The following is a 19,563-nucleotide window of genomic DNA, read 5'->3' as shown; positions in this document are numbered from 1 at the left end:
GAGTCGCCGGCCAAACAACCCGTCATTCTCGCAAATCTGGCCTGGCATGAACCCTTCTGGCGCTCTCCCCGCACGCTTCCGCCGCGAGCGGGTGCTCATCATCGGCTGCGGCGACGTGGGCCAACGCGCGGCACGTGCGCTGGGTTCGGGACGGCGGGCCCGCCTGCTGGCCCTCACGTCGTCGCCCGAGCGCAACGCCGATCTGCGTGCCCAGGGCATCACGCCGCTGCAAGGCAACCTCGACGATCCGCGCAGCCTGCAGCGGCTGGCTGGCCTGGCCACGCGGGTGCTGCACCTCGCGCCGCCGCCCTCTGAAAACCAGGCCGACTGGCGGTTCGATCCCCGCACGCGCAACCTGGTGCACGCCCTGGCCCGGCGCTCGGTGCCGGTGTCGCTGGTCTATGGCTCCACGACTGGCGTGTACGGCGACAGCCAGGGCCGCTGGGTGAATGAAGCCACGCCCACACAGCCCCAGACGCCCCGGGCCTGGCGGCGCGTGGATGCCGAGGCCTCGGTGCACTGGCTCGGTCGCGCGCTGGGCGTGCGCACCTCGGTGCTGCGCATTCCCGGCATCTACGCGCCCGACCGCGCCGGCGGCACGCCGCGCGAGCGTCTGCAGCGCGGCACGCCGGTGCTGCTCGCACAAGACGATGTCTACACCAACCACATCCACGCCGACGACCTGGGGCGCGCCTGTGCGCTCGCGCTCTGGCGTGGCCGGCCGCAGCGCAACGTCAACGTGGTGGACGACAGCCAGCTCCTGATGGGCGACTACTTCGATCTCGCGGCCGATCTGTATGGCCTGCCGCGCCCGCCACGCATCGCCCGCGACGCGGCGGGCGACCAGCTGCCCTTGGTGCTACTGAGCTTCATGAGCGAGTCGCGCCGGCTGCACAACCAGCGCATGAAGGCCGAACTGCGCCTGAGCCTGCGCTACCCGACGGTGAACGAAGGGCTGCGGGGCTGAAGGCGCTCTAAACGGTTTTTCATGGCTCCGGAGCGTCACACCGATGCATGAAACGGTGCAACCCAAGGGCACCGCCGGGCCGGCTTTGCCGGACGGCCAGTGCCGTCCCCCTCCCGCCGAAGGCGAGAGAGGGGGGTGACGCAAAACGGCGCGGGGGGTGTTTCACTTCAGCCCGGTCCCGAAGTGATGATCAGCGCGGCGGTGTGCAGCAGGTACACCGCCACCAGCACCCGGCCCGCCTGGGTGCCGAGCTGGGTCGGTTGCTTCGGATCGCGCCCCACCCAGTAGAGACCCAGCGCCAGCGCGGCCATCACCGCCAGATCGCGCACCAGCACCGTGGTCTCCACGTCCAGCGGCTCGATCAAGCCCGCCAGTCCGGCCACGGCCAGCGTGTTGAACAGGCCGGCGCCCAGCACATGGCCCAGCGCGATGTCGTCTTCGCCCTTGCGTGCCGCAGCGATGCAGGTGGCCAGCGAGGGCAGGGTGGTGCCCAGCGCCACCACGGTGAAGCCCAGTGTCAGGTCGCTCACGCCCAGCCCGTGTGCCACGTCCACCGCGCCCCACACCAGCAGGGCCGATCCGCCCGCCAGCACCAGCAAGGCCAGCAGGACCCGGCGCACCGCCTGCCCCCGTGGCAGCGGGAGCATGGGCATTTCTTGCGCGGTCTCGCGCGCCAGTTCGTCAGGTTCGCTGCGGCGCGACTGCCGCCACGACCAGATCAGCAGCCCCACGAAACCCGCCAACAGCAGGGCGGCGTCCAGCCGGGAGAGCACACCGTCGGCCACCAACAGCGCGGTCAGCACAATGGCCGCCAAGAGCAGCGGCAACTCGCGGTGCAGCACCGGCGAGCGCGCCTTGATGGGCGCCACCAGCACCGTTACACCCAGCACCAGCGACATGCTCACGATGTTCGATCCCCAGGCGCTGCCCAGCGCCAGCGCCGGGTGGTCCTGCAGTGCCGCTGTCACCGCCACCGCCAGTTCGGACGCTGACGAGCCGAAGCCCACCACCACCAGCCCCACCAACAACGGCGACCACCCAGCGCGCTGGGCCAGCGCTGCGGCACCTTCCACCAGCCGTTCGGCGCCCCACACCAGCAGGATCAGGCCGGCCAGCAGGGCAGGGATGGACAGCAGCATGGCGCGGGGCTCACGGGTTGTTGGACAATGGTTCCATTGTGTCAGCGCCGCGCTGGCCGCCTGATGCTTCGCATGCCTGCCACCTTGCCTCCGCACGCCGACACGCCGGTTCTTCCGGTCCCGCTGCCCAGCTTCTGGGATTCTCCCTGGCGCGCCCGCGTCGGGCTCACGCTGGCGGCGGTGCTGGTGATGCTCTTGATGCTGTGGTTGTGGCGCCCCTGGCTGTTGTTGCCGGGCACACAGCCGCTGGTGATGGAAGGCGGCGACCCGTACCTGCGTGCGCTGATGCGCACCATTTCGGCCAGCGAATCCAACGTGCTCCGGCCCTACCACGTGATGTACGGCGGCGACTACGTGGGCACGCTGGACCGGCACCCCAACCGCTGTGAGTCGATTGGCCAGGGGCCGAACCGGGGCAACTGCTCCACCGCCGCCGGGCGCTACCAACTGCTCTACAGCACCTGGCTGGAGCTGGCCGCCAAGTACCACCCCCAACGCACCGACGACGCCCTGGACGCCGTGGGGCTGAGCTTTGCCCCGGTGTACCAGGACGAGGTGATCCACGCCTGGCTGTCCGAGTCTCGCTGGGGCAACCTGCCGGCCCAGTTGCGCCAGGGGCGCATCCAGCCCGTGTTGCGGCGCCTCTCGGGCACCTGGACCAGCCTGGGCTACGGCATCGAGAACAACAGCATGAGCCGCGAGCTGCCCAAGGTGTACCAGAGCCTCGTGAAGGACGAACTGGCGCGCGCAGACTCGGTCGAGCGCCGCCCAGTCAAGGAACCGCCCAAAGCCCGCACGGTGAAAACCGACCGGAGCTGAGGGCCCCGCTTTCAGCCCTTCACGGGCCCACCCCAGGCTCTTCGGGCGCAGCCGGTGCCCGCGCCACCAGCACCACAAACTCGGCCGGCACCGCGTAACCCGCGCCCACGCGCCACGGCGCGATCGACGCCAGGTAGCGGCCCCGCACCCGTTCCCTCGTGGCCTCATCAAAACGCGACCAGGCCAGTGCCACCGGGCCACCGACCAGTGCCGCGTCGCAGGCCTGCCCGCCATCTTCATACGTCAGCGTGCTGCGAAGGCGGCGCTCGTCGACGGGCGCCAACCCGGCCTCGGCGCACAGCAGCGCCAACGCCCCCGCCTGCCCGAAGCGGAAAAACAGCGGGCAGACCTCGCTGGACACCTCGGCGTCGACGATGCCAAACACGCCGGCCCAGCCGCAGCGGGCGCGCTCGCCCCACACCGACACCACCAGGCGGCCGCCCGGGCGCAGCACGCGCCGGGCCTCGCTCAGCACGCGCTCGGGGTCGGGCACGTACATGAGCCCCAGCGAACACAGCACCACGTCCACGCTGCCGTCGGCCACCGCCAGCTGCTCCGCATCCATGCGGGTGAAGCTGGCGTTGTCCACGCCCTGTCGTTGGGCCTGCTGCGCGGCCAGCGCGACCATCTCGCCCGACAGGTCGGTGCCCAGCGCATGGCCCGACGGCGCCACCGCCCGCGCCGCCGCGAGGGTCACCAGGCCCGTGCCGCAGGCCAGGTCCAGCACCCGTTCACCCGGCCGCAGGGCCGCGCCGGCCAGCAGCGCCGCCTGCACACCGGCCAGCTGCGCGCCCCACAGCCCTTCGTAGCCCGGGGCCGCGAGGTCCCAGCCGTAGCGCTGGACACGGCGTTGCAGCCTCGGTTCCATGGTTCAGCGCACGGTGATCACGATTTCAAGGTACTCGCTGGGCACGACCAGCGAGGCGGCGCCCGCCCGGTTCAGGCTCTCCAGCAGCTCGATCAGCTCCCGCTCCAGGGTCTGTGCCTGCTCGGCCGGCAGCGCGGCGAAGGCCTTGTGTACCGGCCCGTACCAGTCGCGAAACACCTCGACAAAATGGGCGGCGGAGCGGTAGCGGAAGTTGAAATGGCGCGGCGTCACCTGGATGCCTGCCGCGCGATCCCCGAACAGGTCTGCCACGTGGGACTCCACCCCCCACAAGGACGGCGGCGACACGCCGGCGGGCGGTGGCAGGTGGCGGCCCAGCACCTTGAACATGCGGCCCACCAGGCTGTCGGGCGTCCAGTTGGCCAGACCGATGCGACCGCCCGGACGGCAGACGCGGGCCATCTCGGCGGCCGCCCGTCGCTGGTCGGGCGCGAACATGACGCCGAAGGTCGACAGCACCGCGTCAAAGCTGCCGTCGGCGAAGGGCAGGGCCTCGACATCGGCGACCTGGAACTGCACATTGAGCCGCTCGGCGCGGGCCCGCTCGGCACCGCGTTCCAGCAGGCTGCTCACATAGTCGGTGGAGGTGACGAGGCAACCCCGGCGCGCCGCGGCCAGGGTGGCGTTGCCGTTGCCGGCGGCCACGTCGAGCACCCGCTCGTCGCAGCGCAGGTCGCAGGCCTCGGCCAGTTGCTCGCCGACGATCTGCAGCGTGGTGCCGATCACGGCGTAGTCGCCGCTGGCCCAGGCGCCTTGTTGCCGGGTCTTGAGGGCGGTGAAATCAACGGGTGCGTTCATGGGGTGTCTCCGGTGGATGGGGGTGGATGCACTGTGGGTCTTTTGCTGCGCCATGTCCTGCCCCGGCGTCGGCCTCAGCTGCTCCATCGTCCGGCCAGGCGGCTTTGCCTGGGTCAAGCCTGTCCCAGCGTCCCGCCGCCTTGTCCCATCGTCCGCCAGCGCCCCGGGGCGGCGCACGCCACTGGTCAACGCGGCCCACAACTTTCACAATGCGACGAGTCCATATCCACCGGAGCGTCCCCATGAGCGCCACCGTTACTTCCATCGCCGCCGCCCTGCAACGGGTGCAATCGGTTTTCCAGCGCCGCCCCGAGGCGGCCCTGGACGAGGACGCGCCCGCGCTGTCGCGCTGGACCGGCGGCATGCGGGTGGTCACACAACACGCCGATGGTCACGAGATCAGCACCGACATGCCGCTGGAGCTCGGCGGCAGCGGTGACCAGGTGAGCCCGGGCTGGCTGGTGCGCGCGGGCCTGGCGTCGTGCACCGCCACGCGCATCGCCATGTCGGCGGCCACCGAAGGCATCGTGCTCGACCTGCTGGAGGTCGAGGCGGGCAGCCGCAGCGACGCCCGCGGCCTGCTCGGCATGAGCGAGACCGACGGGCGCCCGGTGCCCGCCGGCCCGCTGGACATGCGCTTGCGGGTGCGGCTGTCCGCCCGTGGCGTGGCGGCCGACCGGCTGCGTGCGCTGGTCGAGGCGAGCTGCCACCACTCCCCGGTGGGCGACGTCATCGAAACCGCCTTGCCCATCGAACTGCAGATCGACGTGCTCGCCCACTGATGGACGCCTTGTCGGAAACCTTGCGGGTGGTGCGCTTGGTCGGCGCGATCTTCATCCACGGGCGCTTCACCGCCCCCTGGTGCTACCAGTCGCCCCATGCCGACGCCGCCGCGCCCTTGCTGGAGCCCGACGCCGAGCGGGTGGTGATCTTCCACCTGATGACCGAGGGCGATTGCTGGGTCGAACTCGACGGCCAGCCGCCGGTGCATCTGATCGCGGGCGACGCTGTGGTGTTTCCGCAGGGCCATGCGCACCGCATGACCTCCGAGCCCGGCCTGGCGCCCGCGTCGGGCGCGCGGCTCGATGAGGTGCTGTCGCGGCGCCCGCGCCTGCTGGCCTATGGCGGCGGCGGGGCGGGTTGCCGGCTGGTCTGTGGCTACCTGGCCTGCGACGCCCGCCTCGCGCGCATGTTGCTGAGCGGCTTGCCCCCGCTGTTGCGCGTCAACGTGCGCGGTTCCAACGCCGGCACCTGGCTCGAAGCCTCACTGCGCTATGCCTTGGCCGAGGCGCGCTCGCCACGACCGGGCGGCGCCGGCGTGCTGGCCAAACTGGCCGAGGTGCTGTTCATCGAGGTGCTGCGCATCTATATGAACGAACGAGCGACCCCGGACAACCACACCGGCTGGCTGGCCGGTGTGAACGACCGCATCGTCGGTGCCGCGCTCAAGGCCATCCACACCGCCCCCGCGCAGGCCTGGACCCTGGAAGCCCTTGCGCGTTCGGCCAACACCTCGCGCTCGGTGCTGGCCGAGCGGTTCCAGCAACTGGTGGGCAGCTCACCCATGCACTACCTGGCGCAGTGGCGCATGCTGCTGGCCAGCCACCTGCTGTGCCGCAGCAACGCGCCCCTGGCCCGCATTGCCGAAGAGGTCGGCTACCAGACCGACACCGCGTTCAGCCGTGCCTTCCGGCGCGAATTCGGACAGCCGCCCGCCACCTGGCGCCGTCAGCACGGTCAGCGTGGCCAACGCGAGGCGCTGCCTCACTGACCCCGTGAAAACAAAAAGGCCGCACAGCGAAAACTGTGCGGCCTTGAGTGTGGTGCCCGAGGGGCAAGCGCCAAGTGAGAGATTTCTTCGGCAACACTGAAAACTTGGTCCACTTCACCTTCACCTTGGCATGCTGACCGGTGGCTTGCAGATTGAGCGCGTTCACAGTCCCTCGACTTGCATCCCGCGCTCCGCCAGCCAGTCCTTTCTCCGCTCGTAGTCCGGCATCGCCCGCTCCACCCTGCGCCAAAATTCTGGCGTGTGGTGCGGCTCATGCAGGTGGGCCATTTCGTGCACCACCACGTATTCGGCGATGCGCGCGGGCAGCAAAATCGTCTTCCAGTGGAAGTACAGCAGGTCACCCTTGCCGCATGAGCCCCAGCGGTAGCCCAGGTCTTGCACGCGCACGCCGGCAGGGCTCACCTCCATGCGGGCGGCGTACTCTTCCACCTTGCCGGCGAGCCACGGCTTGGCGCGTTCGCAATACCACCGGATCAGATGTTCCCGGCCATCACGCGCCAGCAGCTTCGGCATGACGAACCGGCCGCTCACCAGCTTCACCGCCGCATCAGACTCGTGCACCAGGCGCAGCCGGTAGTTGCGACCCAGGTAGGCGAACCCCTCGCCTTCGGTGAACTGCTTGCGCCGCACCTCGTGGGTCGATGCTTCCTTCTTCGCCAGTTGCTTGTAGACCCACATGCGTTTGCGTTGGGCGAACTCGAGCAGCTGGGCGTCGGGCACTTCGGGCGGTGCCGACATGATCAGTTCGCCACCTCGGTCCACGGTGATCTCCAGCACGCGCCGCTGGGCGCTGCGCCGCACCTCGAACCGCAAGTCGTTGACCGTCAACGTGTTCACGGGCCTACCCTCCGTGCTGCGCACTGCGGGGCTGAGCGCCTTCAGAACGGCCGGGCGGCTGCTCATACCTTCAGCAACCGGTCGTGGTTGGCCCGCGCCAGCTCCATCAGCTTGTCCACCAAGGCCTCAATCTGCGGTGTGGGCATCAGGCGGGAAGCCATCAAGATCGAGAAGATCCTTGTGCCCAGTGCGTCCTGAGCCGGTTGCCGGTTCGGGCGCCAGAAATTCGGCACCAGCTCGGCCACGATGGTGTCCACCACCTCCGCTGTCAGGTCGGTCAGCTTCTTCTGCTCAGGCTCGCTCAGCTCGCGCGCACCAGCAGCCGTGTCCACCACCAGGCGCAAGAACGGCCCATAGTGCTTGGGCAGGTCCGGCAGGCGGTCGTCGTCGCCCACATGGCCGCTGCGGATCTCGTCCACCAGCACTTGCAGTGATGCCGCCAGCTCGTTCCACTGCTCGCCCATCTGGGTCAGCAGATCGCGCAGTCGATCACTGAGCTTGCGGTAGGCCACTGGGTCCTGGTCCATGTGCTCGCGAATGTGAGCGCGGATCGCGTGCTCCATCTCCGAAGCCTTGGCGCGGTCGTTTGGTTCGCGGGCCACCTTGTTGCCGAAGTCGGCGTCGGTCAGCGACACCGGCGGAATCTTCGGGTCCACGCCCATCGACACCACGTGGTCGTCAATCAGCTTGCGCACCTTGGCGCCCACGTCCTTGCCCAGCACGGGCGTGTCTCGGTAGCGGTTGCGGGCGCGGGCGTAGATGAAGGCCAGCAGCTTGGCGTCGGGCGAAAACGGCAGGCCCTCGGGCCGCGGCAGCACCACGTCCAGCGTGTCCAGGAAGGCCTTGAGCTTCACGGCGAATTCGGCTCGCAGACGCTCGTCGGCCAGGGCTTCCACGCAGGCTTCGTGGTCGGACAGGTTTTCAATGCCGCGGCTGCGGAACAGGTCCACCACCCGCAGGTGCCGGTCGCGCAGCACGGGCACCTCGTCTTTCAGGCTTTGCAAAGCACCGTCAATGTCTTCATCGGCATAGACGTTCAGTGCCTCTTTGAGGTGGTGGGCCAGGCCAAAGTAGTCCACCACGATGCCGAACTTCTTGCCGTAACCGGTGCGGTTCACCCGGGCGATGGTCTGCAACAGCTCCGCCTCGCGAATTGGCCTGTCCAGGTACATCACGCCCTCAATGGGGGCGTCAAAACCGGTCAGCAGCATGGACTTCACCACCAGGAAGGCCAGCGGGTCGGTCTTGGCCGGGTTGGCGTGCAGCAGCGGCTTCTTGAAGCGGTCGATGCGCTCCTTCTGAGCACCGCTGTCGGTCCATGGCTTCCAGGCCGGGTCGTCGTTGTTGCCGCCCGAGATCACCGGGGCGAATTCGATCCTGGCCAGCAGCTCTCGGTAGCGCCAGGCTTGCACCTGGGCCTGCACGCCCGCCGGCCGCTGGCACAGGGCCTCGTCGTCCAGCGCCTTGTCTTGCGGGCTCAGCGCGTGGGCCTCGGCCAGCAGCTCGGTGCGGGCGACCATGAACGCATCCAGGTAGCGCACCACCGCCAGCCGGCTGTAGGCCACCACCTGGGCCTTGAAGCCGTTGGGCAAGATGTGTGTCACGTAGTGGCGCAGCATGTCGCGCGCCTTGTCGGCAATCAGGTCCGGCGCTTCGAAGATGTGGCCCCGGGTGGCGTACTTCTGCTTGATGGCTTCCAGCTCTTCGGGCGTGTGCTCACGGAACAGGTCTTCAAACAGCTCGTCCAGATTGGCACCGTCCTTTACCGCGCCGTGTGCCGTGCGGCCCTCGTAGAGGATGGGCACGATGGCGCCGTCTGCCTCGGCCTCGCGGATCGTGTAGCGGTCGATGAATTCGCCGAAGATTTCGTGGGTGCGCTTCTTGTCGCCCATCAAGATCGGCGTGCCGGTGAAACCGATGCGGGCGCAGTTGGGCAGGCCCACCTGCAACGCGGCGTGCAGGTCGCCCGCCTGGCCGCGGTGGGCCTCGTCCACCATCACCAGGATGTGCTCGTCCTCGTTCAGCACCTCGGGCTCGTAGGCTTTGGGCGCCACCTCGCGGGCCACCAGCCGGGGCAGGTCTTCCGCTTTCAGGCCCGGCTCGCCAGCGGCATCGCCGCCACGTTGCTTCTGGATCATGCCGAACACGATGTCCGGCCCCTGGCGGCGCAGGTGCCGCTTCAGGTCTTCGGCCGAGGTGGCGCGCAGCACGTTCTGGCCGGTCAGCGTGGCGGTGGCCGAGAGCTGCGCTTCCAGGTCGTTGCGGTCGGTTACCACCACCACCTTGAAGCGGCGCAGCTGCGGGTCTGAGCGCAGTTTGCGCATCAGGAACACCATGGTCAGGCTCTTGCCGGAGCCCTGGGTGTGCCAGACGATGCCACCGCGCCGGTCGAATTCGCCGTCTTGCAGCCGCGTCTGGCCGGTGCGCAAGCGGTGGATGGCACGGTTCACCGCCCGGTACTGCTGGTAGCGGCAGACCGACTTGAAGGTCTGGCCATCGGCCGCCATGAACAGCGTGAAGTGCTGCACCACGTCCAACAGGTGCGCCGGGCGCAGCAGGCCGGCCACCAGGCGCTCTTGCTCCGAGAGTTGGGCTTTGCCCAGCGCGGTTGCCACGTCGGCCTCGGTGCCCTGACCGTCAGCGCCGGCCACCGTTTTCCACGCGGCGTAGTGCTGGAAGGCCGCGCCCACGCTGCCCACTCGGGCTTCGTCATAGCTGGTCGCGATCAGCAACTGGTTGGTGTGGAACAGCGGCTCGTTGCCTTCGTTGTCGTCCACCTCACCGCTGGCGCGCCGCTGGTTGCTGTAGCGGCGCAGTTGGTCCACCGCCTCGGCCAGGGGCTCGGGCACGCTGGGGCTTTTGCACTCCACCACCACCAGCGGAATGCCGTTCACCAGCAGCACCAGGTCGGGCACGATGAAGGCCTTGCCGCGCGTGTAGCCCGGCGGGCAGTCCACCCGGTACTGGTTGACCACCGTGAACTCGTTGCGCTCGGGGTGCGCCCAGTCGATGTAGTGGATGGTCTGGTGGCGCCCGCCGTCCCAGCCGGGCAAGCCCTCCACCGTGAGGCCTCCCAGCAGCAGATCGGTCGCTGCGCGGTTGGCTTCCATCAGCCGGTGGGCCGGGATGCGGGTCAGTGCGCCAATGGCCTGGGTCAGGCGCTCTTCGTCCAGCCAGGGCTGGTCTTGACCATTCACATCACGCAGATTCAGCGCGTGGATCTGCCGGCGCAGCGTGGCTTCCTGGATGACTTCGGTGAAGCTGGCCCGGCCCGTGGTGGCTGGGTTGTTCAGGTGGCCGGCCACATACCGCCAGCCCATGGCCTGCAGTTGTTCGACAAAGGGTCGTTCGACCTCGTCCAGTTCCCAGCCCATGCCTACCTCGCTTTATGTGTCGGGAGCCCATAGCAGCTCATAGAAAGCCCATAAAAGTCCATAGAAATCCATAAGAGCCCATATCCGGCACCTGCTGCAGCCAGGGCCGGCGTGAACCAGCCAAATCCAGGTGCACCGATCAAATAGCCATCAAATAGAAATACCCATTTGTAATCAACCACTTACGCGAAAAAACTGCCGCCGGAACCGCCTGGGAACCATTTCCCGTCAAACAGCGCTCAGCCCCATTTGCTAAGCCCAAAACGGGTGGTACTGCATCAGCTTGCGCGACTTGTTGTCCGGGTCGGTGGGCTTGATCAGCTCTGCCTCCACCGTCTCGGCAATGATGCGCGAAGCCTGCGCCGAGTTGCCTTCCGAGATCTGAAACCGCTGGCGCAGGCTGGCATTGGTCAGCACCTCGTTGGACACGTACTTCAAGCACGCGTGTTGGTAGCAGGCCCGAACCCGGTCGTCCTTGCTCATGTCCTTCAAGGCCAGGCGGCTGTACAGCGTCACCACCATGGACTGGTCTTTCAACACAAAGCTGGGCGCCGGCAACTGGTACAGCTCCACGTGGTGCACCACCTTGTCAATGCCGCTGCCGCGCTCCTCGCAGATGTTCATACGGCGCATCAGCCGGGCCAGCGACTCGTTGCGAGAGCGTGGCGGCTCGTCCATCATGCGCAGCGTGTCCACCAGGGGTTTGCCGGGGTTGGTGATCTCGATGCGGTCGTCAAACAGCTCCACCGTCGGCCCCGCGCCTGGCACCGTGAAATCCTGGTGAATCAGTGCGTTGGCCACCAGCTCGCGAATCGCCAGCTCGGGGTAGGCGCGCACCTCGCGCCGCAGCGCCTGCCCAATTTCTTCGCTCACGGGCAGCAGGTTGTTGATGTAGCCAATGGCCCCCTCAAAACCCACCGCATAGCCCTTATTGCCTGGGGCTTCGCGCCCACCGGCCACCCGGTTCTTGCCGGTGTATTTGATGACCCGAAGCCCCTTGCGCCCCAGCGCGCCGAAATCACTCAAGTTCCGGGCAAACAAGATGGCGCCCAGGTTGGTGATGCACAGCCCCTGCAAACCATCGGTCACCAGGTTGTCCGCCACCAGCTTGGCCAGAATGGCTTCTTTGTTCGCGGGCAGCGGCTGCGCCGTGAGTTCAAAGTAGCGCGGGTAGTCCAACAGGCGCAGCACCTCGTCGGCATCCACGCTGGCCTTGGCCACGCCCTGCTCAAACCGACTGGCGTTGAGCACCTGCCAGAGTTCGCGCTCCTTCTCCGGGTAGTCCTTCAGCGGCTTGTTCAGGCTGCCTATGCGCAGGTACTCGGTGCCCGAGAACTGCACCGGGGTGTGCAACGCCGCCGGGATCTCCAGCACCACCACGGGCTGGCCAGCACTCTCCAGCGAGTGAAACCGCAGGTCCAGCCGCGGCGTGAGCATGCGCACCAGCCAGTGCTCCAGTTCTTCGCCACCCTTGCGTGCCTCGGCCGGCTTGAACGCGGTGCCCACCACAGCATGGGTGCCGTCTTCCACGCCCCACACCATGTAGGCAAAGGGCTCGTTGCGCATTCGTGCGCCGTTGGACAGGGCAGACACGGTCTGCCCGATCATGTCGGGCGACTCGTTGTTCCGTTTGAACTCTACCCACTCCCGCTCACCCTGCAGACGGCGCAGGTTGGTCAACAGGCGGTCGAGTTGCACGGGGTTCATAGTGCGGCTTCCGATTGCAGCAAGGGCGTGACGCGGACGCGGCCGGTGAGGAGGTCGTCCATGAGGCCGGACTTTAAAGTGAGTAGCTTGTCGCGCTCCGCACTTTCGACGGCGATGCGATGGTCCAAGCCACCCAACTGCTGCTGAATCAGCGTCTGCTCAGACACAGGCGGTAGCGGCAAGATGAACAGACGCACTTCAGCAACATTGAGATGCGGGTTCGTCGTGCCAGCAGTCAAAGCCGCAATTCGGTCCGCAACGGCGCCGGAGTAGATCTGAGCGAGCAAGAACGGCCCTAGGGCCACTTCGGATCGTGGGCGCAGCAGCATGACGCGCTGCCCCAAGCAGATCCGCATTCCAGCAGGAATCACGAAAGCCTCGCCGACGGGGGCCTCGCGCGTGAAGACTACGTCGCCCGGCTCAGGGCGCAACCGCACAACTCGGTCTCGGTACTCAGCTTCTGAAACTCGGGAGGCAAGGCGCTCCAGAAACACGCCGGCCTTGATGTGCATCGTTCTGGCAACCAAAACCCCGTCGTCCTGAAAGCTGGGAGTGGAGTGCGGGCAATCGACAACGTCCGAACAAACCACGTCAATGCTAGAAGTGGTCCACTCATTCGGAATCCACCCGAGCGGCGAGTGCTTGTAGAGATGGGGCGCTCGGCTCTGCGGCGGGCGCAGTTCGCCGTTCGCGTCGATGCCGCGGGTCAGCAGGTCGTGCAGCAGCCCCTGCTTGACCTGCTTGAGCTTCTCGATGATCGCCTCGGTCTGGCGGATGGTGGTGTCGAGGGTGTCGAGGATCTCGGCGACTGTCGCTTGCTCGTCAACTGCCGGCGTCGGCACGCGGATCTGGCGTATGTCTCGCAGGACTAGCCGACGAAGCGCGCTGCCCGACATCGCGTTCTCGTATTGCCGAACGCAGTCATGACTTTGCAGCGCATGCCCCAAAAAGCGAGGATGCTGTTCGACTTGCGGCGTGATGAGACAAATGGACGAAAGTGCGCCGATCTCTTGCTCGCTCTCGTACACGACAACGCGACCGACCGTTCCGTCCTTGGACAGCAAGACATTGCCCTTCTTGATGACGCAGCCTGTGGCCTTGAGCTCACGAAACGCTAGCGTCGAGATTCGGGTGCAACTATCGAAGTCGATCCGGCCCGACTTCATGTCCTTCACGTTTGCAATGAGTTGCCCTTGCATCTGAGGTGTGGGACTGAAATGTGACCCATCAGTGATTCGCGAGGCAATCTGCGCCAATGCGAGCGTCGGAAAGGGCTTCGGTTGGCCTACGTCAGACATACCGCAGGCCACGTAGGAAGTCCTTGAGGATCGCGGCCGCGCCATCGCGTTTCGCTTCAATATCCGTCAACGTCACCCGGTACTTGTCCCACCAGTTCTCGAATGCCGCGACCACCTGCTGCCGCTGCGCGCTGATGTAGCGCTCCAGGATCACCTGCATGTCGTTGCGCAAGATCGCCAGCAGCAGCGCAGCGGCGCCGGCCTCGTCCAGCGCATCCACCGCCGCGTTCAACCGCTGTGCAAAAGTCTGCTCCTTGGCCTTGATTTCTTTCTTCAGCGCACCGAGCTGCCGCTTCCATTCCTTGAGCTGCGCCTCGTCCACCGCTGGCTCGTCGCCACTGGGCTCGGCTTCTTCGCCATCTTCGCCCGTGCCCTTGTCCGGCGTGGCCGCCTTGATCTGGCTGTCCCGCTCGGCCTTGCGCGCTTCCAGGTTGGCCAGGGCCTCGACGAACTCGGCCAACAGGAACTTGACCAGCTTGTGGTCCAGCGGGTTGTGCTTGCTTTGCTCGTCGTCCATCGCGGTCAGGATGCTGGTGCGCCAGGCATCGACCACACCCTTGGCGCCGCGCGCCATCAGGGTCATGAATTCGTACTTGGCGTCGTCCCAGAAGCCGGCTACGATGCCGCGCACCTGAAAGCGCCCGAGCACGCCGGCCGGCTCCAGTGCGGCGCTGAAGCTGTGCAACAGCTCGCTGCGCAGCCCCACGAAGCTGGGCGCACCGGCCAGGGCGGTGATGCGCGGGCTGTGCGCCTGCCACCAGGCGTCAAAAGCATCGCGCACGGCCTGCTCGCGCGCCATCAGGCCGGCGTTCGTTTCCACAGCGGGTTTGACGGTCTGGCGGGTGGCCAGCTCGGGGCGGAAGTCGACGTAGTGGGCATCGCGCTCCACGAACAGCGCGAGCGGGTCCAGGCCATGCGCCGCAAACAGCGCGGCCTTGGCCTGCACCTCGGCCTTGGGCACGCCGCCCAGCAGGTGGGCGCGCACGTCGTGCGGCTCGGGCGGCGGCGCGTTGTCGGCGTAGCGGCGGATGTTGAGGTTGTGGTCGTTTTCGGCCAGCGTGGCGTTGCTGACGATGGCGCTGAAGCCAGGCACCTCGGCAAAGTTCTCGTAGGTGTTGACGATCTTTTCGATGTGCTCGGGCAGCAGGTGGTTTTGTGCGCGGCCCTCGGCGTATTCGCGGTCGGCGTTGATGAACAGCACTTTGCCTTGGCGCTCCGCCGGCTTGCCACTGTGGTTGCCTTGGCGCTGGCGCATCACCAGCACACAGGCGGGGATGCCGGTGCCGTAGAACAGGCCGGCGGGCAGGCCGATCACGGCCTCCAGCAAGTCGGCTTTGATCATGGCGGCGCGGATGCTGCGCTCTTCGCCACCGCGGAACAACACGCCGTGCGGCATCACCGTGGCCAGCAAGCCGCCGTCGCGCAGCACGGCCACCATGTGCTGCAGGAACATCAGGTCGGCCTTCTTGGCGCCCAGCGGCACCTGGCCGTACTTGAAGCGCTCGGCGCTGAACCGGGGCGCCCAGACGTTCTGGCCGTTGCGGTCGGTGTCGGTGGTGCCCCAGTTGATGGAGAAAGGTGGATTTGAGAGCACGCGGTCAAAGCGCATCAGCTCGCCACTCTCCACATGCTGCGGCTCGGCCAGGGTGTCTTCGTTGCGCAGGTCGGCGCTGCTGATACCGTGCAGCAGCATGTTCATCTTGGCGATGGACCAGACGGTGCCGTTGGCCTCCTGGCCGCACAGGTCGGCCCGGGTGCCGTCGCCGCCGTGCTCGTCGATGTATTCCTTGGCCAGGATCAACATGCCGCCCGAACCTACACAAGGGTCGTAAATGCTGTGGTGTTGCTCGGGCTTGATCAGCCGCACCAGCATGCGCACGACAGAGCGCGGCGTGTAGAACTCGCCGCCCTTCTTGCCGGCCGAATCGGCGAACTCGCCGATCAGGTATTCGTAGGCGGCTCCCAACAGGTCGGGAAATTCAAAGTCTTCGTTGCGCAGGCGGTAGCTGCTGAAGTGGCTGATGAGCTGGCGCAGCTTGATGTCGGGGATCTTGCTCTGGCCAACCTTGCGCGAAAAGTCGATGTGCTCCAGCACCTCGGCCAGGCTGGAGTTGTTGCTCTCCAGGCCACCCAGGGCGCGGTTGAGGAAGCCGCCCACGTCGTTGTGGGCTTCGTTGACCAGGTACTGCCAGCGCGAGCTGGGTGGCACGTAGAACGACTGGCCGTACCAGCGCTTGAGCTCGGCGCTTTTGATGACCTCGATGTCGTCGTTGCCCGCAGCCCGCTCTTGGGCCATGACGGCTTCGCGGCGCTGGTCGAACACGTCCGAGCAGCGCTTGAGGAACAGCATGCCGAAGATGTATTCCTTGAACTCCGAGGCATCCATCTTGCCGCGCAGGATGTCGGCGGCTTTGAAGAGGTGGCGTTCCAGCTGGGGGAGGGTGAGGGGCATTGTTTTTGAATCTTGTGCAAGTCAGGGTGCGGTGACTTCGCGTGCTGTTCTGAGAAGCATTGATGGGAGGTTACACGAGGAAGCTGGCTCGAAATCAGCAACCTCCGATGTGGTCGGAGAGGCTTGTTCTGACCTTCTGAACGACAGCGCTCTTGGCAACGCGGTGACCAGTCAGAACCTAACGGGAGTACGCGCCGCCCCTCGGTCCAGAACGGTCTGGGTTTCCCGTTGACTGCAACAGGCGAGACCGAAGCAGTGATGGCAAACGCAGTGCCCCGGCCACCACTACCGGCGAATAGGGCGTGAGACAAGAAAAGAAAAAACCCGCGACGCTGGGGAGCGTGCGGGCTTTTGAGACCTCGTGATGCGGTCTGACTTTGTCACGTGGTGCCCGGGGCCGGAATCGAACCGGCACGCCTTGCGGCGGGGGATTTTGAGTCCCCTGCGTCTACCAATTTCACCACCCGGGCGTTGAATGTGTGGAGCGCGAAATTATGGCACAGTGGCGCACATGAAATATCCGACGATTGAAGATGCCATCGGCCACACGCCGCTGGTGGCGCTGCAGCGCATCGGCGCCGCCGACCACCAGGCCCGTGGCAACGTGGTGCTGGGCAAACTCGAAGGCAACAACCCGGCCGGCTCGGTGAAAGACCGCCCGGCGCTCTCGATGATTCAGCGCGCCCAGAAGCGCGGTGAGATCCAGCCCGGTGACACGCTGATTGAAGCCACTTCGGGCAACACCGGCATTGCCCTGGCGATGGCCGCTGCCATCAAGGGCTACCGCATGGTGTTGATCATGCCGGAGGACCTGTCGATCGAACGTGCCCAGACCATGAAGGCCTTCGGCGCCGAACTGATCCTCACACCCAAAAGTGGTGGCATGGAGTACGCGCGCGACCTGGCCGACAAGATGGAGAAAGAGGGCAAGGGCCGGGTGCTCGACCAGTTCGCCAACGCCGACAACCCGCGCATCCACTACGAGACCACCGGCCCCGAGCTCTGGGAGCAGACCGGCGGGCGCATCACGCACTTTGTGAGCGCCATGGGCACCACCGGCACCATCACCGGCGTCTCGCGTTTCTTGAAAGAAAAAAACCCGGCGATCCGCATCATCGGCGCGCAGCCCAGCGAGGGCTCGCGCATCCCCGGCATCCGCAAGTGGCCGCAGGCCTACCTGCCCAAGATCTACGACCCGTCTGGCGTGGACGAGTTGGTGCTCGTGAGCCAGAGCGATGCGGAAGAGATGTGCCGCCGGCTGGCGCGCGAAGAGGGCATCTTCGCCGGCATCTCGGCCGCCGGTGCGTGCTGGGTGGCGCAGCAGATCGCGGCCCAAGTCGAGAACGCAACCATCGTTTTCGTGGTCTGTGACCGCGGCGACCGGTACCTGTCCACCGGCGTGTTCCCGGCTTGATATGACGCTCGCCCCGAAGCGCCTGCGGCGCCTCCCCTCAGGGCGACACCAGCCGTCCGGCAAAGCCGGCCCGGCGGTGTCCTCGGTTGGCGTGTTCGGTGGCGACCGAGGGCCGCTGTGATGGAGACCGCATACCGCTTTTGCCCCCGCTGCGCCACACCACTGGCCCTGGTAGGCAGCGAGGAAGACGGTGGCTACAAGGAGCGGTTGCGTTGCACCGCCTGCGATTTCACGCACTGGAACAACCCCACGCCCGTGCTGGCCGCCATCGTGCAGGTGGGTGACAAGGTGCTGCTCGCGCGCAATGCGGCCTGGCAGAACCGCATGTTTGCCCTCATCACCGGTTTCATGGAGGCGGGTGAGACGCCGGAGGAGGGCATTCGGCGCGAGATCGCCGAAGAGACGGGGCTGACCGTCACGGCCCTGCGCCTGGTGGGCGTGCACGACTTTCAGCGCATGAACCAGGTGCTCATCACCTACCACGCACAGGCCGAGGGCGAGATCCGGCTCTCGCCCGAACTGGTCGAATACAAGCTGCTGCCGCCCGAGCAGGTCAAGTGCTGGCCCGCGGGCACGGGGCTCGCCATGGCCGATTGGCTGCGCTCGTTGGGCATTGAGCCGCAGTTCATGGAACTGCCGCAGAGCTGACACCGCACCGAAGCGTGACGGAAGTGTGTACAAATTGATACTTTTCGGTGGTTCCCCGGCTGGCCCGTTTAAAATTTGTCATTCACAGGAACCCCTTCATGAACGCCACCAAAGAACTCGATGCCCGCGGCCTGAACTGCCCGTTGCCCATTCTGAAGGCCAAGAAAGCGTTGTCAGACATGACCAGTGGCCAGACGTTGAAGGTGATCGCCACTGACGCCGGATCGGTTCGTGACTTCCAGGCCTTTGCCAAGCAGACCGGCAACGAGTTGGTGGAGCAGGCCACCGAGGGCAGCGACTTCATCACGGTGCTCAAACGCCGCTAAGACATCGGTTCCGGGGGTTGCGGAAGCCGCTATCACCACCGATCCTTGCCCCATGGAAGTCCTTCTGCTCGACCCGCTGGTTCCTGAGGCGCTCCGCTGGCTCCAGGAACGACACGACGTGACTTTTCGCCCCGAGCTGGGTGACGATCCCATGGCCCTGCGCAATCAGGTCTACAAGACCCGCGCCCTCGTGTTGCCGCCTCACGTGGTGGTGTCCAGCGAATTTCTGGACTTTGCGCCGCTGCTCAAGGTGGTCGCTCGCATGCAGATTTCCAGCGACAACACCGATCTGGAGTCCTGCGCCAGGCGGCAGGTGCGCGTGGTGCAGGCGCGCAGCGCCACGGTGCGCTCCAACGCCGAATACCTGCTCTACGGCCTTCTGATGTTGTACCGGCGGGGCATGGTGAGTGCCTTGCTGGGCCGCAAGCTGGCACAGGTGCGCATGGGGCGCGAGCTGGCGGGCAGCACCGTGGGCCTGCTCGGCCTGGCCCCTGTGGCGCACACGTTGGCGCCCATGCTCAAGGGCCTCGGTGTGCGTCTTCTGGGTTACGACCCGGCGGTGCACCACGCGGCGCCTATCTGGGAGAAACTGGGCGTCGAGCCCGCTCCAGTCAATGATTTGCTGGCCCGTTCCGACGCCATCTCATTGCAGGTGGTCTACGCCTCGCGTTTCCGGGGCTGGATCAACGAACGCTTGCTCAACCATTGCAAGCCGGGACAACTCTGGGTGGGTGTCAGCCGCAGCTCGCTGTTCGATCCCGAGGCGCTGGCGCTGGCTTTGACCGATGGCCGAATTGACGCCTGCCTGCTCGACGGCGCCCATCCGGGTCTGGCCGCGCCGGGTACGCCGCTGTACGACATCCCCAATCTGCACCTCACGCCCCGGCTGGGCTCACACACGCGGGAAGCCAAGTTGCGCGCCAGCTGGTACGTGGCGCACCGCATTCACGAATCGCTGTCGCCACCGGTGGCACGGAGCGACGTTCCCGTGAGCGATTTTTCGATGCTGGACAGCCTGGACAGCACACCGGACCCCGAGTGGCCAATGATCGAGACGCCATCACAGTGGAACGAGATGGCCCCGCCCGCGGCCTCTCGCTGAGCCA

The 19,563-nt window shown here is 66.5% G+C and carries 16 protein-coding genes and 1 tRNA gene; 8 read left to right on the top strand and 9 right to left on the bottom strand.

Annotated elements, in window-relative coordinates; translation table 11 throughout:
• The first annotated feature begins 46 nt into the window (after positions 1 to 46).
• Entirely contained in the window at positions 47 to 967 is a 921-nt protein-coding gene (locus B0E41_RS02360; protein WP_077328413.1) for an SDR family oxidoreductase, read from the top strand.
• A 167-nt stretch (positions 968 to 1,134) separates the two neighbouring features.
• Here B0E41_RS02360 and B0E41_RS02355 read toward each other — a convergent pair whose 3' ends face one another.
• The gene (locus tag B0E41_RS02355; protein WP_077328411.1) at positions 1,135 to 2,106 is read right to left on the bottom strand and encodes a calcium/sodium antiporter; all 972 of its coding nucleotides are present in this window, start codon (positions 2,104 to 2,106) and stop codon (positions 1,135 to 1,137) included.
• Positions 2,107 to 2,178: 72 nt separating this feature from the next.
• Here B0E41_RS02355 and B0E41_RS02350 point away from each other — a divergent pair, with 72 nt between their 5' ends.
• Positions 2,179 to 2,925: a glycoside hydrolase family protein gene (locus B0E41_RS02350; RefSeq protein ID WP_077328478.1), complete on the top strand. Its 747-nt coding sequence runs from the start codon at positions 2,179 to 2,181 to the stop codon at positions 2,923 to 2,925.
• Positions 2,926 to 2,944: 19 nt separating this feature from the next.
• Here B0E41_RS02350 and B0E41_RS02345 read toward each other — a convergent pair whose 3' ends face one another.
• Together B0E41_RS02345 and B0E41_RS02340 are read right to left on the bottom strand one after the other, a co-directional pair.
• Entirely contained in the window at positions 2,945 to 3,793 is an 849-nt protein-coding gene (locus B0E41_RS02345; protein WP_077328409.1) for a methyltransferase domain-containing protein, read from the bottom strand.
• Positions 3,794 to 3,796: 3 nt separating this feature from the next.
• A complete protein-coding gene (locus B0E41_RS02340; protein WP_077328407.1) occupies positions 3,797 to 4,609 on the bottom strand; it encodes a class I SAM-dependent methyltransferase in 813 nt (270 codons plus the stop codon).
• A gap of 242 nt (positions 4,610 to 4,851) precedes the next feature.
• Here B0E41_RS02340 and B0E41_RS02335 point away from each other — a divergent pair, with 242 nt between their 5' ends.
• The gene (locus tag B0E41_RS02335; RefSeq protein WP_077328404.1) at positions 4,852 to 5,391 is read left to right on the top strand and encodes an OsmC family protein; all 540 of its coding nucleotides are present in this window, start codon (positions 4,852 to 4,854) and stop codon (positions 5,389 to 5,391) included.
• Positions 5,391 to 6,380: an AraC family transcriptional regulator gene (locus B0E41_RS02330; protein ID WP_077328401.1), complete on the top strand. Its 990-nt coding sequence runs from the start codon at positions 5,391 to 5,393 to the stop codon at positions 6,378 to 6,380. Before B0E41_RS02335 ends, B0E41_RS02330 begins: the two co-directional genes overlap by 1 nt.
• Positions 6,381 to 6,542: 162 nt before the next feature.
• Here B0E41_RS02330 and B0E41_RS02325 read toward each other — a convergent pair whose 3' ends face one another.
• The 6 genes from B0E41_RS02325 to B0E41_RS02300 form a co-directional block, all read right to left on the bottom strand.
• Positions 6,543 to 7,238: a SprT family zinc-dependent metalloprotease gene (locus B0E41_RS02325; protein ID WP_253194545.1), complete on the bottom strand. Its 696-nt coding sequence runs from the start codon at positions 7,236 to 7,238 to the stop codon at positions 6,543 to 6,545.
• A 62-nt stretch (positions 7,239 to 7,300) separates the two neighbouring features.
• Positions 7,301 to 10,612, bottom strand: a complete 3,312-nt coding sequence (locus B0E41_RS02320; protein ID WP_077328397.1) for a type I restriction endonuclease subunit R — start codon at positions 10,610 to 10,612, stop codon at positions 7,301 to 7,303.
• Positions 10,613 to 10,864: 252 nt separating this feature from the next.
• Positions 10,865 to 12,319 carry an ATP-binding protein gene (locus B0E41_RS02315; protein WP_077328395.1) on the bottom strand — a complete coding sequence of 485 codons (1,455 nt, stop codon included), beginning with the start codon at positions 12,317 to 12,319 and terminating at the stop codon, positions 10,865 to 10,867.
• A complete protein-coding gene (locus B0E41_RS02310; RefSeq protein ID WP_171984642.1) occupies positions 12,316 to 13,518 on the bottom strand; it encodes a restriction endonuclease subunit S in 1,203 nt (400 codons plus the stop codon). The genes B0E41_RS02315 and B0E41_RS02310 overlap by 4 nt, the downstream gene beginning before the upstream one ends.
• 91 nt (positions 13,519 to 13,609) lie before the next feature.
• A complete protein-coding gene (locus B0E41_RS02305; RefSeq protein ID WP_077328391.1) occupies positions 13,610 to 16,069 on the bottom strand; it encodes a class I SAM-dependent DNA methyltransferase in 2,460 nt (819 codons plus the stop codon).
• A 385-nt stretch (positions 16,070 to 16,454) separates the two neighbouring features.
• A tRNA-Leu gene (locus B0E41_RS02300) sits at positions 16,455 to 16,539 on the bottom strand.
• A 41-nt stretch (positions 16,540 to 16,580) separates the two neighbouring features.
• Here B0E41_RS02300 and cysM point away from each other — a divergent pair.
• The 4 genes from cysM (at position 16,581) to B0E41_RS02280 (ending at position 19,559) form a co-directional block, all read left to right on the top strand.
• A complete protein-coding gene (gene cysM, locus B0E41_RS02295) occupies positions 16,581 to 17,483 on the top strand; it encodes a cysteine synthase CysM (RefSeq protein ID WP_077328389.1) in 903 nt (300 codons plus the stop codon).
• A 120-nt stretch (positions 17,484 to 17,603) separates the two neighbouring features.
• Entirely contained in the window at positions 17,604 to 18,131 is a 528-nt protein-coding gene (locus B0E41_RS02290; RefSeq protein ID WP_077328387.1) for an NUDIX domain-containing protein, read from the top strand.
• A gap of 98 nt (positions 18,132 to 18,229) precedes the next feature.
• Positions 18,230 to 18,457, top strand: a complete 228-nt coding sequence (locus B0E41_RS02285; protein ID WP_077328385.1) for a sulfurtransferase TusA family protein — start codon at positions 18,230 to 18,232, stop codon at positions 18,455 to 18,457.
• Between the two features lie 52 nt (positions 18,458 to 18,509).
• A complete protein-coding gene (locus B0E41_RS02280; protein WP_077328383.1) occupies positions 18,510 to 19,559 on the top strand; it encodes an NAD(P)-dependent oxidoreductase in 1,050 nt (349 codons plus the stop codon).
• The last annotated feature ends 4 nt before the right edge of the window (positions 19,560 to 19,563 follow it).

Origin of the sequence: Hydrogenophaga sp. A37 (assembly GCF_002001205.1) — a bacterium.
Taxonomy (GTDB): Bacteria; Pseudomonadota; Gammaproteobacteria; order Burkholderiales; family Burkholderiaceae_C; genus Hydrogenophaga.
This window is presented reverse-complemented; position numbering and strand designations above follow the sequence as displayed.

Bases quoted from the DNA above. Each gene is read 5' to 3' on its own strand.
- B0E41_RS02360 (WP_077328413.1), top strand. From the start codon at position 47: ATGAACCCTTCTGGCGCTCTCCCCGCACGCTTCCGCCGCGAGCGGGTG.
- B0E41_RS02355 (WP_077328411.1), bottom strand. From the start codon at position 2,106: ATGCTGCTGTCCATCCCTGCCCTGCTGGCCGGCCTGATCCTGCTGGTG.
- B0E41_RS02350 (WP_077328478.1), top strand. From the start codon at position 2,179: ATGCCTGCCACCTTGCCTCCGCACGCCGACACGCCGGTTCTTCCGGTC.
- B0E41_RS02345 (WP_077328409.1), bottom strand. From the start codon at position 3,793: ATGGAACCGAGGCTGCAACGCCGTGTCCAGCGCTACGGCTGGGACCTC.
- B0E41_RS02340 (WP_077328407.1), bottom strand. From the start codon at position 4,609: ATGAACGCACCCGTTGATTTCACCGCCCTCAAGACCCGGCAACAAGGC.
- B0E41_RS02335 (WP_077328404.1), top strand. From the start codon at position 4,852: ATGAGCGCCACCGTTACTTCCATCGCCGCCGCCCTGCAACGGGTGCAA.
- B0E41_RS02330 (WP_077328401.1), top strand. From the start codon at position 5,391: ATGGACGCCTTGTCGGAAACCTTGCGGGTGGTGCGCTTGGTCGGCGCG.
- B0E41_RS02320 (WP_077328397.1), bottom strand. From the start codon at position 10,612: ATGGGCTGGGAACTGGACGAGGTCGAACGACCCTTTGTCGAACAACTG.
- B0E41_RS02315 (WP_077328395.1), bottom strand. From the start codon at position 12,319: ATGAACCCCGTGCAACTCGACCGCCTGTTGACCAACCTGCGCCGTCTG.
- B0E41_RS02310 (WP_171984642.1), bottom strand. From the start codon at position 13,518: ATGCAAGGGCAACTCATTGCAAACGTGAAGGACATGAAGTCGGGCCGG.
- B0E41_RS02305 (WP_077328391.1), bottom strand. From the start codon at position 16,069: ATGCCCCTCACCCTCCCCCAGCTGGAACGCCACCTCTTCAAAGCCGCC.
- cysM (WP_077328389.1), top strand. From the start codon at position 16,581: ATGAAATATCCGACGATTGAAGATGCCATCGGCCACACGCCGCTGGTG.
- B0E41_RS02290 (WP_077328387.1), top strand. From the start codon at position 17,604: ATGGAGACCGCATACCGCTTTTGCCCCCGCTGCGCCACACCACTGGCC.
- B0E41_RS02285 (WP_077328385.1), top strand. From the start codon at position 18,230: ATGAACGCCACCAAAGAACTCGATGCCCGCGGCCTGAACTGCCCGTTG.
- B0E41_RS02280 (WP_077328383.1), top strand. From the start codon at position 18,510: ATGGAAGTCCTTCTGCTCGACCCGCTGGTTCCTGAGGCGCTCCGCTGG.